The following is a 14790-nucleotide window of genomic DNA, read 5'->3' on the forward strand; positions in this document are numbered from 1 at the left end:
CACCGTCTCTGCGGTAAACATTTAACCCTACCGCGAACAATCCTCACGTCCCCCTCCGCCCTGCGCTACCTAACTGCCGCGGACCCCCGCGTCCGCCGGAGGACGCGTCATGGACCTCAATCGCCGTCATCTCATCGGAGCTTCAACCGCCGGTATCGCGGGCGCGCTCGCCATGCCGGCCGATGCCGCGCGCGCGGCGCCGCTGACGTCGCTGCTCGGCCGCGATGCCACGCAATACGGCGTGCGGCCCGGCAGCAGCGAGGATCAGACCCGCGCGCTGCAGCGCGCGATCGACGAGGCCGCGCGGGCGCAAATGCCCCTCGCCTTGCCGCCCGGCATCTACCGCTGCGGATTGCTGCGCCTGCCGAACGGCGCACAACTGATCGGCGTGCGCGGCGCGACCAAATTCGTCTTCACCGGCGGCGCCTCGGCGATCCAGAGCGACGGCGCCGATGCGATCGGCCTCACCGGCATCACCTTCGACGGCGCCGGCATTCCGCTGCCGACGCGGCGCGGCCTGATCCACGTCCTCGGCGGGCGCGACGTGCGCATCACCGATTGCGAGATCACGAATTCGGGCGGCAGCGGCATCTGGCTCGAGCAGGTCGCCGGTGACATCTCCGGCAATATCCTTGGCAATATCGCGGTGACGGCGGTGGTCTCGTTCGACGCCAAAGGCCTCAGCGTGTCCCGCAACACCATTTCAGGCACCAACGACAACGGCATCGAGATCCTGCGCACCGCGATCGGCGACGACGGCACGCTGGTCGCCGACAACCGCATCGAGAACATCAAGGCCGGTCCCGGCGGCTCAGGACAGTACGGCAACGCCATCAACGCCTTCCGCGCCGGCAACGTGATCGTGCGCGGCAACCGCATCAGGAATTGCGACTACTCCGCGGTGCGCGGCAACTCGGCCTCGAACATCCATATATCAGGCAACAGCGTCAGCGACGTGCGCGAGGTCGCGCTCTATTCGGAGTTTGCGTTCGAGGCCGCTGTGATCGCCAACAACACCGTCGATGGCGCCGCCGTCGGCGTCTCCGTCTGCAATTTCAACGAGGGCGGCCGCATCGCGGTGGTCCAGGGCAACATCATCCGCAACCTGATCCCGAAACGCCCCATAGGCACTGCGCCCGATGACGATGCCGGCGTCGGCATCTACATCGAGGCGGATTCATCCGTGACCGGGAACGTGATCGAGAACGCGCCGTCCTACGGCATCGTCGCCGGCTGGGGCAAATATCTGCGCGACGTCGCCATCACCGGCAACGTGATCCGCAGGGCCCTGGCCGGCGTCGGCGTCTCCGTGGTGCCCGGCGCCGGCACCGCACTCGTCAACAACAACATGATCTCGGAAACCCCGCGCGGCGCCGTGGTCGGCCTCGACCACGCGCGAGCGGTGACATCGGACCTGTCGGCCGACGGCGCGCAGCGTTTTGCGCAGGTGGTGATCGGCGGGAATGCAGTGCGGCGGTAGACGCCGCCCCTCGCCTTCAGCTTCCAGACGCTAGAACGCGTTCCGAAGCAGGGGGTACTTCGCTTGCAGGCCGTCGAGGCTAAGGGTGAATTCGACGACGCGCTCGGGAGCCGCGACGATTTCGGCGGCGGGCGGGGCGAATTGCGGCAGGAGCGCTGCCATCGCAGCGGGGGCCTTGATGGCAGGTGCTGCGACCGGTGCCGGTGCGGCAGGTTCGGCGAACGGCAACCTCACGGCAGGCGCAGTGCGCGGCGCCATCGCGGCAGGCGCTGCGGACGGCGGCCTCACGACGGGCGCCGTCATCAGCGGCGCCCTTGCCGCGGGAGCCTTGAGAGGCGGGACGGCGGCGGGTGCGGTAAATGATGCCACGGTAACGGGCGCGGGCGGTGCGCTTGGAGCCGCCGGCACGAGCGGGGCCTCGGTGACTTCGGCCAGAACATCCGGCTTGGGATCGAGCCTGACCGGCATGGCGGTCTCGGGGGCGATGTGGACGGCCTTCGGCTGCACGGTGTCGCGCGGAAACACGCGGGGCATCGTCGCCGGCGACCAGCCGAAGGCGGAGGTGACGCTTGCGGCCGCCGCTGCGACGTCCCCGCCGGTGGCGATGGCGCGCCAGGTCTGGACCGCGCGCTTGGCTTCCTGGATGTTTTCGAGAAAGGCGAGTTCGGAGTGATAGCGGCGCCAGCGTCCGGTCTCGAACATTTCGGACAGATGTTCCAGCCGCTGTTCGGCGAGAGCGCACCAGCGTGCCGCGACCTCGCGGCTGCAACCCGCAGCGCTCATTAACTCTTGGCGATGTGTCATGAACCAGCCCGTAGGGAGAAAACACGGACGCGGGGGACGCAACGCGCACGAATCAATTTAGAAGCGACATGAATATTTTGTGGAAAAGTTTTGACTTGTCCAGCAACGACACGCCGTTCGTCATGAAACACCGTAGTCGTGCGGACATTTCCTGTGTTTTCGAGTCAAGCTTCGCGCAAGCATGACCGACTTGCGCGGCACCTGATGAACGCTCGCGCCCGGCGCAGCCGTGATCGCTCAACCGGAAGCTGACCTCGAACATCGCTTCAAGGAATCGGATGCTCAAAAAGAAAAGACCCGTCCGGGGGGACAACCGGACGGGTCGAGCCATATGGGCGCTTGGGGTGGATGGGCGCTCGCGCCTGATATGACTGATGGGGAGGGATGACCGCTCCCACATAATTTGGTCGTGCTAGCGGGCTGAACGTTCAATGCGGCGTTCGAATTTTTAACCCTTGGCGCGCGCGCAAGGTTGTCGCAGCCGCTATCGCGTCGCCGGCCTATCCGCCTGAGAAATCGCGGCTTTATCGCCTGCACTGGAGAGCGAAGGCTGCTCGATCGCGCGGATGCCGGGCTCGTCGCGACGCTTGTCGGCGTCTTCACGTTTTGTTGTACCGGACGCAGCCGCAACGGGCGTCGCGTTGTCGGCGGGAACAGCCATCACCGCAGCAAATGCATCGGCCTCGCCGTCGCCGAACAGATCATCGCGTCCGGGTGAACCGAGATCGCGCGCGGTCTTCGCGAGCGTCATGCGCAGCGCTTCCGGCTTCAGGGTGTAGTTGCGCTCGAGCAGCAAGGCGGCGACGCCGGAGACATAGGCGGCCGAGAACGAGGTCCCCGAGGTCATCTGGTATTTGCCGTCGGGCGCCGGCAGGAAGATGTCCACGCCGGGCGCGGCCAGCGCAATGTAATTGCCGCGGTTGGACGCCGGGAACAATCTGTCCTGCTGGTCGGTCGCGCTGACCGCAATCACGTTGGGATTGGCGGCAGGATAGAGCGGCGGCGATTTCGCACCGGCATTGCCGGCCGCCGCGATCAGCACGAGCCCGCGCGCGGCGGTCGCCGCGATGGCGCGCTCGATCACCGCGTCCTTGGGACCGGCGAAGCTCATGTTGACGATCTGCGCGCCGTGCTCGGCGGCATAATTCAGCGAGCGCAGGATGATGTAGGACGAGCTCTCGGCGCCGCCCGTGGTGCCGCCGAAGGCGCGGATGGCGATGATGCGCGCCTCGGGCGCGCTTCCCATCAGCTTGGCATGCGCCACGATGGCGCCGGCGATGCCGGTGCCGTGAACGTGCGGCCCCTCGGCGCTGCCGAGCGCATCGAAATTGTCGGAGACGGAATTGGCGAGCTCGGGGTGTTTGGCGTCGATGCCGGAATCGATCACGGCAACCGTCACGTTGGCGCCATGCGCCAGCGTATGGGCCTGCGGCAGGCGGAGTTTGGCCAGGGCATATTGCGCGGGATCGCCCTCGGTCGGCGTGCTCGCCTTCTGGTCCTGGAGCACATAGCGGAAGTTCGGCTGCACCGAGCGCACGCTGCCGTCGGCGGCGAATTCACGCCGCGCGGTCTCGAAGGGCCGGCCATCGGTGATGCGGAACAGGCCGAAGGTCGCCCCGATCAGCGGAAAATTCTCGGATGCGATGCGCGAAAGGCCGTGGCGGCGCGCGAGCTGGTCGGTCTCGGTCACCGACAGGGCGCCGTCGATCTCGGCGACGAATTCGTTGGCAAAGCTGCGCAGGTTCACCGCGACAGGCGTGTTGTTGTTGCTGCGCCCCTTGCCGGCGCTCTTCTTGCCCGATTTGCCGGTCCCATCACCGCCCGCGTTTGGCTGCGCCAGGCATTCGCCGTCCCCGTCCCGATAGGGCGCGGAGCAGGACGGATAAAGGTTCGGCGAATAACGCGCATAAGGCAGCACTGGCGTCGTGCCGACGCGGCCTATGGTGGTGGTATGCGGGATCGCAGGGATGGCCCGCGGGCCGGGCGCAACGGCGGCCGCCCGCGCAGCGATGTTCGGCGAGATCGTCGGTATGCGCGAGGGAACGCTGATCGTCGGCGTGCGCATGATCGCCTGCGCCTGTGCGACCTCGACGCCAAGGCTGGCGGCGAGCAGCAGCACGGCTCCGACCGAGGCGTAGGCCGCGGCTCGCAACTTACTCTCGGACTTGCGCGTCATCGGATCGAAGGCGCCCTACGGCGCCGCGACGGCGAGGTTGACGAACTTCTCGCGCTGCATTCTGCCGAGCAGCGCGGCGAGCTCGTCCTGGCTCATCGCCTTGTCGAACTGGAGGCGGAACATGCCGCCCTTGGCATCGCCGATGATCGACGCCTGATAGCTGTCGAGCAACGCCGTGATGTCGGCAACACGCGCTTCGGGCGTGAAACGCACCAGCGCACGGGCCGGCGCGGCGGCCGCACCGAGTTCACGCGTGATCGGCGCTCCGGTCGAAAGCGAAGCGGTCTGGAAGGTCGCGGTCTGGGTCTTCATCAGCACCGCGCCGATGATGCCGGCCTGCAGCAGCAGCGCGATGGCGCCGAGGCTCGCCGACCATGCCAGCGTCCGCGGCGACAGCCTCGCGAAGAAGGTCGCGATGCGCGACGACAGCGGCAGCGAACCGACGGCACGCGCCGGCTCGGCATCGATCGCGGCGAACAGCTTCTGCATCGCGCGCGCCGACGGAGCGCCCAGGCTCTCGTTCAGATGGATGGTCTCTTCGTACTCGCCGCGGATCGCGGCGTACTGCCTGGCAAGCTCCGGATCATTCGCCAGCGCTTCCTCGACGCGGCGGACATCGCGCGCGTTCAGCGTGCCGGCGGCGTGCCAGGGCAGCAGCAGTTCAATCTCACTGGGCTCTTGCTCCAGCATCTTCTTGCTCAAAGCCATCATGGCCAGCCTCGCTCAACGCCGGCTGCCTTCAGCAGTTCGGCCAGTTTCTTGCGCGCATAGAACAAGCGCGTCTTCACAGTGTTCTCCGGTATCCCGACGATTTCGGCCACCTCTTCCACGGACTTCTCGTGGTAGTAGACGAGATCGACGATTTCCCGGTGTTCCGGCGTGAGGCCCGTCAGACACTCCCGCAACGCGGCACTCGTATCCTTCTTCTGCACCACCGTTTCCGGATTGTCGGACGAATCCTCAATCGCGTTCGCGGCGTCTTCGTCGAGTTCAAAGTCCTTCCTGCGCCGAAGCGCCGAGAGGGCCTTGAATCGGGTGATTGCCAGCAGCCAGGTGGAAACGGCGGATCGGCCTTCGAACTTGCCGGCTTGACGCCAGACGTCGAGAAATACCTCGCTGATGAGGTCTTCCGCCGCCTGCTCGTCCCGCACAAGCCTCAACCCGAACCGGTAAACCCTGACATGGTGCCGCCCGTACAGCACCTGCATGGCGAGCCGGTCACCTTGGGCGATCCTGGCGATGAGGACCTCGTCCGTAGCCGCCTGTGTCACGCTCAAAGCCCGTCTCGCAAAGTTGGTCGGGTCGATACGGCGGACGGTTCGACGGGAGGGGCGAAATTCTTCAACCTACCGCAGTCATACGGGGCGGTGTGTGACCTACCCCACATACGCGCGCTTTTCTTGCGATACCCGCGTTGGTTGGCCACTTCGATCCAGATCGGTAACATAATACTGAAGCACTTTCCTGCGAAATGCCTGCCCGGCACGGGCCGGCCGACCAAGTCCGGTTCCATAGCAGTCCTGCACGACGTATGTCTCACGAACCCCCGCTTTGGCTCGAACGCATCGCAGACGATGCCTAATCGCCGGCAAATTCCCGCAGCCGGCCAATACCATCCTGTTCTGCACTGCACGGTTCGGATTCGGTTTCAAAGGATACCAAACCTAAAGGCTTGCCACGTAGATTTTTGGGCTGACATCCACCTCCGGCAGGATCATGAACACGGCCGCGACGTCGCTTCCCGAGAGGAATGCCGCTGAGGTCGCGGATCTCGTCCTCATGCCCGAGGCGGCGGCGCCGCAGGTCCGGGCCCGCCGGGCCTGGCAACGCCGCCAGATGTATATCGGCCAGGTGGCGAGCTACTCGCTCGGCGCCTCCGTCCTGCTGATCTACGCCTATGACGGCGTGGTCTCGCTGGACGTCGCCTCGCTGTTCTGGTTCGGCGGCCTCCTGATCATCGGTACGTTCACCGTGCTGTCGGAAGCCGGCGTCGGCGACAGGTTCACCGACCACTATCTCACCGTCTTCCAGATTTCGGCGCATATGGCGCTTCAATTCGTGTTCCTGCTGTCGGTCCCGATCCTCGGCGTCACCTTCATCAGCGTGCTGTTCCTGATCTTCGCCTTCGGCACGCTGCGCATGACCTCGACCCAGGCGATGCTGACCTGGGCGCTCGCCACCGCCGGCCTCGGCGCCGTCTTCCTCGCCTCCGACCTGCCGATCGGCCTGCCGGTTGCGACCAGGCTGCAGCGGGCCGCCTCGATGCTGTGCTTCGTACTGGTGATTGGCCAGTGCGCCTTCCTCGGCCTGTTCGGCGCCACGCTGCGCAAGATCCTGTACCAGCGCAGCATCGAGCTGAAGGCCGCCTATCGGCGGATCGAGGAGCTGGCCGAGCTCGACGAGCTGACCGGCTCCTACAACCGCCGCTGCATCATGCGGATGCTCGACAGCGAAATCGAAAAATCGCGGCAGGCCTCGACGCCCTGCGCGATCGCGCTGATCGACCTCGACTGGTTCAAGCGCATCAACGACGCCCACGGCCATCCCGTCGGCGACGAGGTGCTGCGCACCTTCGCCATCACCATTTTCGCCAACATCCGCCCGGTCGACTGTTTCGGCCGCTACGGCGGCGAGGAATTTTTACTGCTGCTGCCCGACACCGAAGCCGAGGCGGCCTCGCGCATGCTCGAGCGGCTGCGCAGCATCGTTGCCGATCTCGACTGGAGCGCATTCTCCCCTGGGATGCGCGTAACGATTTCCGCGGGCGTCGTGACGCTTCGCGACATGGATACTGCCGACACGTTTCTCGCGCGCGCCGACAGCGCGCTCTATTCCGCCAAGGCGCAAGGGCGCAACCGCATCGCAACGAACTGACCAATCCATTTTCACCCGGCGGTGCAAAGCCGCCGGACCGAACGCTCCAGGACAGGGCAATGAGATCCAAAGCCGATAAACCATCCGAAAACCTGCTCGACGAATTGCAGGCTGCGCTCTCCCACGGCACCGTTGCGCGGCGGGTCGAGACGCTGCGCCGTGTCACCGATCTCTTCGTCGGTAACGCGGTGGATTATTCCGACGACCACATCCGCGTGTTCGACGACGTGTTCGAGTGCCTGATCGAGCAGATCGAGACGTCGGCCAGGGCACTGCTTGCCGATCGCCTTGCGCCGATCGCGGCCGCACCGCCGAAGATCATCCGCACGCTGGCGCTCGACGAGGTCATCGAGGTCGCAGGGCCCGTGCTGACGAAATCGGAACGACTGGACGAGGCGACGCTGATCGAGATCGCGCGCACGAGAGGCCAGGCCCATCTGAAGGCGATCTCGCTGCGGCGCGTGCTGTCGGAAGCGCTGACCGACGTGCTGGTGACGCGCGGCAACGAGGACGTGGTCCAATCGACCGTCAGCAATCCGGGTGCGCGGCTCTCCGAGGAAGGTCTCTCCGACCTCGTCACGCGCGCCGAACGCGACGATGACCTCGCCACCTGCATCGGCCTGCGGCCGAACCTGCCGCGCCATCACTACCTGAAGCTGGTCGCAAAGGCGTCCATGAGCGTGCGCCGGAAGCTGGAGGCCGCGCATCCGGAGCTCGCGGAGGAGGTTTCGAACGTGGTGCAGGAGGCCGCCCAGCGGGTCCGGGCCGCCGCCACGACCAGGCAGACCGAGATGGCACGCGCGCTGGTGAAGTCGCTGCACGAGGATGGACGTCTCACCGAATTCCAGATCGCGACCTTCGCCGAACAGGGCAAGTTCGACGAGACCAATGCGGGCCTCGCGGCGCTCGCGGGCGTCGCGGTCGAGACCGCCGAGACCATGATGGTCGAAAGCCGCACCGAGGGCGTGATGATCCTCGCCAAGGTCGCGGGCATGCAATGGTCGAGCGTGCGCGCGATCATCGCCATGCGAGAGAAGCTGTCGGGCGGCTCGCCGGCCGACATGCTGGCCCTGCGCGACACCTACGAGGCCCTGCGCTCATCCACGGCGCAGCAGGTGCTGCGCTTCCAGCGCATGCAGAGCGCGACGCCGGCGGCCTAGTATCTCAGGACCCGCGAGCCGATCGCCGCGCCGATCGCGGTCACCAGTGCGGTCGCGATCGTGTACCAGGTCGCGACGAACAGCGGTGAATCATCCGTGCAATGCGAGGCGTAGAGCGTCGCGGCGAGCCCGGCCGACACCAGGCCCGCGAGCGCGCCGGCGAGCGCGGGGCGCGACGGCGCGCCGTGGCGCAGGCCGAACAACGCCCCCGCCAGCAGCGGCAGCGACATCGCGGGGATTGCGACCAGGCACACCCTGGAGTTCTTGCCCATCATGCGCATCGTCATCGGCATCGCCGGTGCCATCATCATCTCGCCGCCGATCGCAACCGCGAGCAGCCCGACCGGCAGCAGCAGCAGCCAGCCCCAGCCGTGCAGCAGGGCTTCGGGCCGCGACAGATGCAGGCTGACGATGATCGCGGGAATCGCGAGCGACAACGTCACCGCGAACTTCATGTCGAAGAAGGGATTGCGCATGGCGCTCATGACGTCGGGGCGCACGCCGAGGAAGGTTGCGAAGACCAGGATCGACAGCGGTGCGGCAACCAGCAACGCCATGGTCAGCACGGCGCCGACGCGCGGCGCGCGATGGGCGTTGTCGGCCGCGAGCGAGCGAATGAGTTGGTCGGTATCCATGACTAGTGGTCCCGCAGTTTGGCCGTCAGTGCCGCAAGTCCGCGATGCAGCGCGACCCGCACCGCACCCTCGCTCATCGAAAACTTCGCCGCCGTGTCCTTGATCGAGGCGGCCTCGACCGCAATCGACTGCAGCACGTCGCGCTGGCGCTGCGGCAACGTATCCAATTGCGCGGCGACCTCGCCCGCCGAAGCGGTCTCCTGCGGCGCCTCGCCCGGCAGCGTCTCGGCGAAATCGTCGATGTTGACGAAGATGCGCCGGCCGCGCCGCCTCAGCGCGTCGATCAGCTTGTTGCGGGCGATCGCGAACAGCCAGGGCGCGAAGGGGGCTTCGCTGTCCCAGGTGTGCCGCTTCAGGTGCACCGCCAAAAGTATCTCCTGCACGATATCCTCGGCCTGATCGGGAGGCTGCCCGGCCCGCGCCAGACCACGCCTCGCCGCGGCGCGCAGCACCGGCGTGACCGCCTTCAACAGACGATGATAAGCCGCATCATCGCCCGCCATGGCCGACCGCATCAGGCCGGTCCATTCGTCCTCACGTCCGCGCACGCGCGCCCCTCACCATGCAATTCGGCCGCATTTTCAGATTGTTACGCCGGCACCCGCGACATCACGAATTCGTGATATCGACTGCCCCGGTGGCCGGTACGGCCGTCGAACCCGCGACGGCTCATAACACCGATTAAGCCGGCCCGCATCCGGCCAGCCGTGGGCGTGGGGGCGGTTTGCCCCGTTTTCGCCCGGTGTGGCCCGAAGATTCCCATTTTCTGCCCAGCTGTCGTCACGCCCCGAGGTCTCTGTTCGCCCCCGGGACGGGCGGAATTGGGGAGATCGTCAGAATGATGAAAGCCAGCATGCGCATGGCCCTGATTGCTGTGGCCGGGCTTTTCTTGCTGTCTGGAGGCGTTGCACAGGCCGCGCCCAGCTCGGCCGCAAGCAAGTCGGACAGCGCGGATAAACAGGCCGACACGGCCAGGCCGAACAAGCAGCGGCGCCATTCCGCGCATCGCACCAGCAGCAAGACGGCGCAGAAATCCGACGACAAGGCGACCGACAAGACGCAGTCCGCGCCAAAGGCCGACGAGGCCAAGGCCGACAGCAACGTGCCGGCCTCGAGCGAGATGCCGCCGGAGGTCGCCAACGCCAACGCCCAGCTCGCTGCGGCCGATACGCCGCCTGCGGCTGCCGCCTCCGCCATGACCGGCCGCGCCAATGACAACGTCCAGGCGGCCGCCGACAATACCGCGGCCCCGAACGCCGAGAGCCAGATCGTCGCCCCTGACCAGCCTAACGATCTCGACCAGGCCGTGCAGCAGGACAACCCGCCCGCCCAGAAGGCGGTGATTGCCGCGACCCCGGCACAGCCGCGTCCCGCGCCGGTGATGGCCAGCAGCCAGCAGAGCTCGGCCTGGGACCAGAGCTCGCTGATCGGAAAGATCTTCATCGGGGTCGGCACGCTGCTGACGCTGGCGTCCGCCGCGCGCATGTTCATGGCCTGATTTTTCGGCCTGAACGCTTGGCCTGATTGCTTGGCCTGAGGAAACCCCGTCCGGAACGCGCGATTTGCCGCGTGTTCCGGACGCCCGTTCCGAAGGCTTCGTGGGCCCTTGAAGGCGTCCGCGCCAGCAGGCACATTGCCCGCCCAATCAAAAGCGTGGGTGGAGCATGAGCACGTTCGAACACATCATCGTCGAAAGCATCGGTGCGGTCGGCATCATCAAGCTGAACCGGCCGAAGATGCTCAATGCGCTCTCCTTCGGCGTCTTTCGTGAGATCGCGGCCGCCGTCGACGATCTCGAGGGCGATGACGCCATCGGCTGCATCGTCGTGACCGGCAGCGAGAAGGCGTTTGCCGCCGGCGCCGACATCAAGGAGATGCAGCCCAAGGCCTTCATCGACATGTTCTCCGAGGACTTTGCCGCGATCGGCGGCGACCGCGTCGCCCGCTGCCGCAAGCCGACGATTGCGGCGGTTGCCGGCTACGCGCTCGGCGGCGGCTGCGAGCTGGCCATGATGTGCGACTTCATCATCGCCGCCGACACCGCCAAGTTCGGCCAGCCCGAAATCACGCTCGGCACCATTCCCGGCATCGGCGGCACCCAGCGCCTGACCCGCGCCATCGGCAAGTCGAAGGCGATGGATCTCTGCCTCACCGGCCGCATGATGGATGCCGCGGAGGCCGAGCGCGCGGGCCTCGTCAGCCGCATCGTGCCCGCCGACAGGCTCATGGACGAAGTGATGGAAGCGGCCGCGAAGATCGCATCGATGTCGCGCCCTGCGGCCGCCATGGCCAAGGAGGCGGTGAACCGCGCCTTCGAGACCACGCTCGCCGAAGGCATGAGCGTCGAGCGCAACCTGTTCCACGCGACCTTCGCGCTGGAAGACCGCTCCGAGGGCATGGCCGCGTTCATCGAGAAGCGCAAGCCGGTGAACAAGAACCGCTGAGCCGGCACCCGGTCAGGCCGGTGTAAGGCTTCGCCGCCGTCCCGCAGAAACCCTGTGACGCACCTGCAACAAGCACGGAATACATGGGGGTTTTCCCCGCGGCAGTTTGCCTGCGCGACCCCGGCTGGGTAAACAGTTAAGAGGCCACCGTCGGCGGGGGCGGACAGCCGGGGTTAAGCGGGATTACATGATTGGGCGTGCCGCCAGAGCTGATCGCGCGATGACGCGACATCGATCGGGCGTGGGTCCCGTGCTTGCGACATGGACCGCGCTGGCGTTGTCGTGCGCCCTGCCCTCGGCCGCATCCGCCGAGGCCCTGCCGGAGGCATTGGCCAAAGCCTACCAGACCAATCCGCAGCTCAATGCCGAACGCGCGCGGCAGCGCGCGACCGACGAGAACGTGCCGCAGGCGCTGGCCGGCTACCGGCCGCAGATCGTGGCGAGCCTCAGCGCCGGCCTGCAATCGGTGCGCAACCTTCTGCCCGACAACACCATCCAGACCGCAAACCTGAAGCCATGGGTCATCGGCGTCACCGTGACGCAGACCCTGTTCAACGGCTTCCGCACCGCCAACAACGTGCGGGCCGCCGAGCTCCAGGTGCAGTCGGGCCGCGAGGCGCTGCGCAATGTTGGCCAGGGCGTGCTGCTCGACGGCGTCACCGCCTACACCAACGTGCTGGCCAACCAGTCGCTGGTCGAGGCGCAGCGCTCCAACGTCGCCTTCCTGCGCGAGACGCTCGCCGTCACCCAGCGCCGCCTCAATGCCGGCGACGTCACGCCGACCGACACGGCGCAGGCCGAAGCGCGCCTCAACCGCGGCCTTTCCGACCTCAACGCCGCCGAGGTCGCGCTGGCGGTGAGCCAGGCGACCTATGCCCAGGTGATCGGCAACGCGCCCTCGCAGCTCAAGCCCGCCGAAGTGGTCGACCGCTATCTGCCGAAGAGCCGCGAGGACGCCATGACGATGGCGATCCGTCAGCACCCGGCGGTGATGGCGGCAGGCTTCGACGTCGACGTCGCCTCCACCAATATCCGCGTGGCCGAAGGCGCGCTGCTGCCGAGCGCCAGCATCCAGGGCAGCGCCAGCAAGAGCCGCAACAACGACCCGACGCTCGGCACCTTCGCCGAGGACCAGGCCTCCATCGTCGCCAGCGTCACCGCCCCGATCTATGACGGCGGCCAGGCCGCCGCGCAAACGCGGCAGGCCAAGGAGATCACGGCTCAGAGCCGGCTCGTGCTCGACCAGGTCCGCAACCAGGCCCGCACGGCGGCGGTCAGCGCCTGGGTCGCCAATGAAGGCGCCAAGATCGCGGTCTCGGCCTCGGAGTCCGAGGTGAAGGCGGCGACCGTCGCTCTCCAGGGCGTGCAGCGCGAAGCCGCCGGCGGACAGCGCACGACAGTGGACGTCCTGAACTCGCAGGCCGATCTGATCCAGGCCAAGGCCCGCCTGATCGGCGCGCTGCGCGACCGCGTGATCGCCTCCTACACGCTGCTGAGCGCCGTCGGCCATCTCGACGTCAAGACGCTGAACCTGAACACGCCGGACTACCTGCCCGAGGTGCACTACCAGCAGGTCCGCGACGCCTGGCACGGCCTGCGGACGCCGTCGGGGCAGTAGCCTCAAATCTCCCGGGTCGGTGCCGATGAAAAGCCGCCGCATCCATCTGATGGGAGCTTCGGGCTCCGGCGTGACGACGCTCGGTCGTGCGCTCGCGGGCGAGCTCGCGCTGCCGCATCACGACAGCGACGACTATTTCTGGCTGCCGACCGTGCCGCCCTATCAGACGACGCGCCCGGCCGCCGACCGCCTGCGCCTGATGCGCGAGATGTTCCTGCCGCGTCTCGACTGGGTGCTGAGCGGCTCCATCACCGGTTGGGGCGACGAGCTCGTCCCATTGTTCGATCTGATCATCTACGTGACCACGCCGCGCGACATCCGGCTGAAACGATTGCGCGCCCGCGAAGCTGCCCATTTCGGTGCGGATGCCGTCGCGCCGGGTGGCTGGCGCCACGAGGAGACCGAGTCCTTTGTCGATTGGGCGTCCCATTACGAAGCCGGGGATCGCGAGGGACGCAGTCTCGCCAAGCATGAAACATGGCTCGCGGGCCTGCCCTGCCCGATCATGCGTGTCGACGGCTCGCGCCCGCTTGCGGACCTTGTCGAGCAGCTATGCAACGACGCGCAGCGGCTGCCAGGCTGATGTGATACTGTCCCTACACTGCTACCAATCAACAAAATCAGGGAGAGAAACCGTGCTCAACCGCCGCAGCGTCCTGCTTGCCTCCCTCGCCGCCGGAGTAGCCATGACCAACAGAGCCCATGCCCGCGCGGCGCAGCCAGCGACGCCGGTCAATTTCGACGTCCCGGAACATGCCTGCGACTGCCACACCCATATCCACGGCGATGTCGAGAAATTTCCGTTCTTCGCCGGGCGCGTCTACACGCCCGAGCCGGCCTCACCCGAGGAGATGGCCGCGCTGCACAAGGCGCTGCATATGGAACGGGTGGTGATCGTCACCCCCAGCGTCTACGGCACCGACAATTCGTCGACCTTGTTCGGCATGAAGGCCCGCGGTGCAAACGCGCGCGGCGTCGCCGTGATCGACGACAAGACGCCGGAGAGCGCGCTCGACACCATGCATCAGGACGGCTTCCGCGGCGTCCGACTCAATCTGGCGACCGGCGGCGTCAATGATCCCAATGTCGGCCGGCCGCGCTTCACCGCCGCGGTCGAGCGCATGAAGGCGCGCGGCTGGCACGTGCAGCTCTACACCACGCTGGCCATGATCACGGCGATCAAGGATCTCGTCGAGACGGCGCCGGTGCCGGTCGTGTTCGACCATTTCGGCGGCCTCGAAGCCGAGCGCGGCCTGGAGCAGCCGGGCTTCTCCGATCTCGTCGCCCTCGTGAAGTCCGGCAAGGCCTATGTGAAGATCTCCGGCGCCTACCGGTCGTCGAAGCGCGCACCCGATTATCAGGACATGGTGCCGTACGCGCAGGCCCTGATCGCGGCCAACCCCGATCGCATCGTCTGGGGCACAGACTGGCCGCATCCGGATTCGAGCCGCGTCGAGGGACGCAAGGCCACCGACATCGCACCGCTCTACCAGATCGACGACGGACGCCTGCTCAACCAGCTTCCGGTGTGGGCGCCGGATGCGGGCGTGCGCAAGAAGATCCTAGTCGACAACCCGGCGCGACTTTACGGCTTCTGAC

General features: G+C 66.8%; 14 protein-coding genes. 8 read left to right on the forward strand and 6 right to left on the reverse strand.

Annotated elements, in window-relative coordinates:
• Positions 1–109 precede the first annotated feature (109 nt).
• Positions 110–1480 (forward strand): TIGR03808 family TAT-translocated repetitive protein, encoded by a 1371-nt coding sequence (locus tag A7X65_RS26860; RefSeq protein WP_063690953.1) that lies wholly within the window; start codon positions 110–112, stop codon positions 1478–1480.
• Positions 1481–1510: 30 nt separating this feature from the next.
• Here the strand turns inward: A7X65_RS26860 and A7X65_RS26865 are convergent, their stop codons facing one another.
• From A7X65_RS26865 to A7X65_RS26880, 4 genes are all read right to left on the reverse strand, one after another.
• Complete coding sequence (locus A7X65_RS26865; protein WP_063690955.1) at positions 1511–2263, reverse strand: TIGR03809 family protein; 753 nt, start codon at positions 2261–2263, stop codon at positions 1511–1513.
• Positions 2264–2768: 505 nt separating this feature from the next.
• Positions 2769–4460, reverse strand: coding sequence for a S8 family serine peptidase (locus A7X65_RS26870; protein WP_063690957.1), 1692 nt, complete (start codon positions 4458–4460; stop codon positions 2769–2771).
• A gap of 15 nt (positions 4461–4475) precedes the next feature.
• Positions 4476–5171 carry a hypothetical protein gene (locus tag A7X65_RS26875; protein ID WP_063690959.1) on the reverse strand — a complete coding sequence of 232 codons (696 nt, stop codon included), beginning with the start codon at positions 5169–5171 and terminating at the stop codon, positions 4476–4478.
• Positions 5168–5737 carry a sigma-70 family RNA polymerase sigma factor gene (locus tag A7X65_RS26880; protein ID WP_063690961.1) on the reverse strand — a complete coding sequence of 190 codons (570 nt, stop codon included), beginning with the start codon at positions 5735–5737 and terminating at the stop codon, positions 5168–5170. The genes A7X65_RS26875 and A7X65_RS26880 overlap by 4 nt, the downstream gene beginning before the upstream one ends.
• 439 nt (positions 5738–6176) lie before the next feature.
• Between A7X65_RS26880 and A7X65_RS26885 the strand changes: the two genes are divergently transcribed.
• A complete protein-coding gene (locus A7X65_RS26885) occupies positions 6177–7334 on the forward strand; it encodes a GGDEF domain-containing protein (protein ID WP_063690963.1) in 1158 nt (385 codons plus the stop codon).
• A 59-nt stretch (positions 7335–7393) separates the two neighbouring features.
• Positions 7394–8494 carry a DUF2336 domain-containing protein gene (locus A7X65_RS26890; protein WP_063690965.1) on the forward strand — a complete coding sequence of 367 codons (1101 nt, stop codon included), beginning with the start codon at positions 7394–7396 and terminating at the stop codon, positions 8492–8494.
• Here A7X65_RS26890 and A7X65_RS26895 read toward each other — a convergent pair.
• Together A7X65_RS26895 and A7X65_RS26900 are read right to left on the reverse strand one after the other, a co-directional pair.
• A complete protein-coding gene (locus A7X65_RS26895) occupies positions 8491–9129 on the reverse strand; it encodes an NrsF family protein (protein ID WP_063690967.1) in 639 nt (212 codons plus the stop codon). The two genes, A7X65_RS26890 and A7X65_RS26895, sit on opposite strands and share 4 nt — an antisense overlap.
• 2 nt (positions 9130–9131) lie before the next feature.
• Positions 9132–9677, reverse strand: coding sequence for a sigma-70 family RNA polymerase sigma factor (locus A7X65_RS26900; RefSeq protein ID WP_063690968.1), 546 nt, complete (start codon positions 9675–9677; stop codon positions 9132–9134).
• A 290-nt stretch (positions 9678–9967) separates the two neighbouring features.
• Here A7X65_RS26900 and A7X65_RS26905 point away from each other — a divergent pair, with 290 nt between their 5' ends.
• The 5 genes from A7X65_RS26905 to A7X65_RS26925 all read left to right on the forward strand — a co-directional run bounded on the left by A7X65_RS26905 (position 9968) and on the right by A7X65_RS26925 (position 14789).
• Entirely contained in the window at positions 9968–10627 is a 660-nt protein-coding gene (locus tag A7X65_RS26905) for a hypothetical protein (RefSeq protein ID WP_063690969.1), read from the forward strand.
• A gap of 166 nt (positions 10628–10793) precedes the next feature.
• The gene (locus A7X65_RS26910) at positions 10794–11573 is read left to right on the forward strand and encodes an enoyl-CoA hydratase (RefSeq protein WP_063690971.1); all 780 of its coding nucleotides are present in this window, start codon (positions 10794–10796) and stop codon (positions 11571–11573) included.
• A gap of 220 nt (positions 11574–11793) precedes the next feature.
• Positions 11794–13191: a TolC family outer membrane protein gene (locus A7X65_RS26915; protein ID WP_063690973.1), complete on the forward strand. Its 1398-nt coding sequence runs from the start codon at positions 11794–11796 to the stop codon at positions 13189–13191.
• A gap of 25 nt (positions 13192–13216) precedes the next feature.
• Positions 13217–13774 carry a P-loop NTPase family protein gene (locus A7X65_RS26920; protein ID WP_063690975.1) on the forward strand — a complete coding sequence of 186 codons (558 nt, stop codon included), beginning with the start codon at positions 13217–13219 and terminating at the stop codon, positions 13772–13774.
• A 52-nt stretch (positions 13775–13826) separates the two neighbouring features.
• The gene (locus A7X65_RS26925; protein ID WP_063690977.1) at positions 13827–14789 is read left to right on the forward strand and encodes an amidohydrolase family protein; all 963 of its coding nucleotides are present in this window, start codon (positions 13827–13829) and stop codon (positions 14787–14789) included.
• The last annotated feature ends 1 nt before the right edge of the window (position 14790 follow it).

Source organism: Bradyrhizobium stylosanthis (genome assembly GCF_001641335.1).
GTDB lineage: Bacteria > Pseudomonadota > Alphaproteobacteria > Rhizobiales > Xanthobacteraceae > Bradyrhizobium > Bradyrhizobium stylosanthis.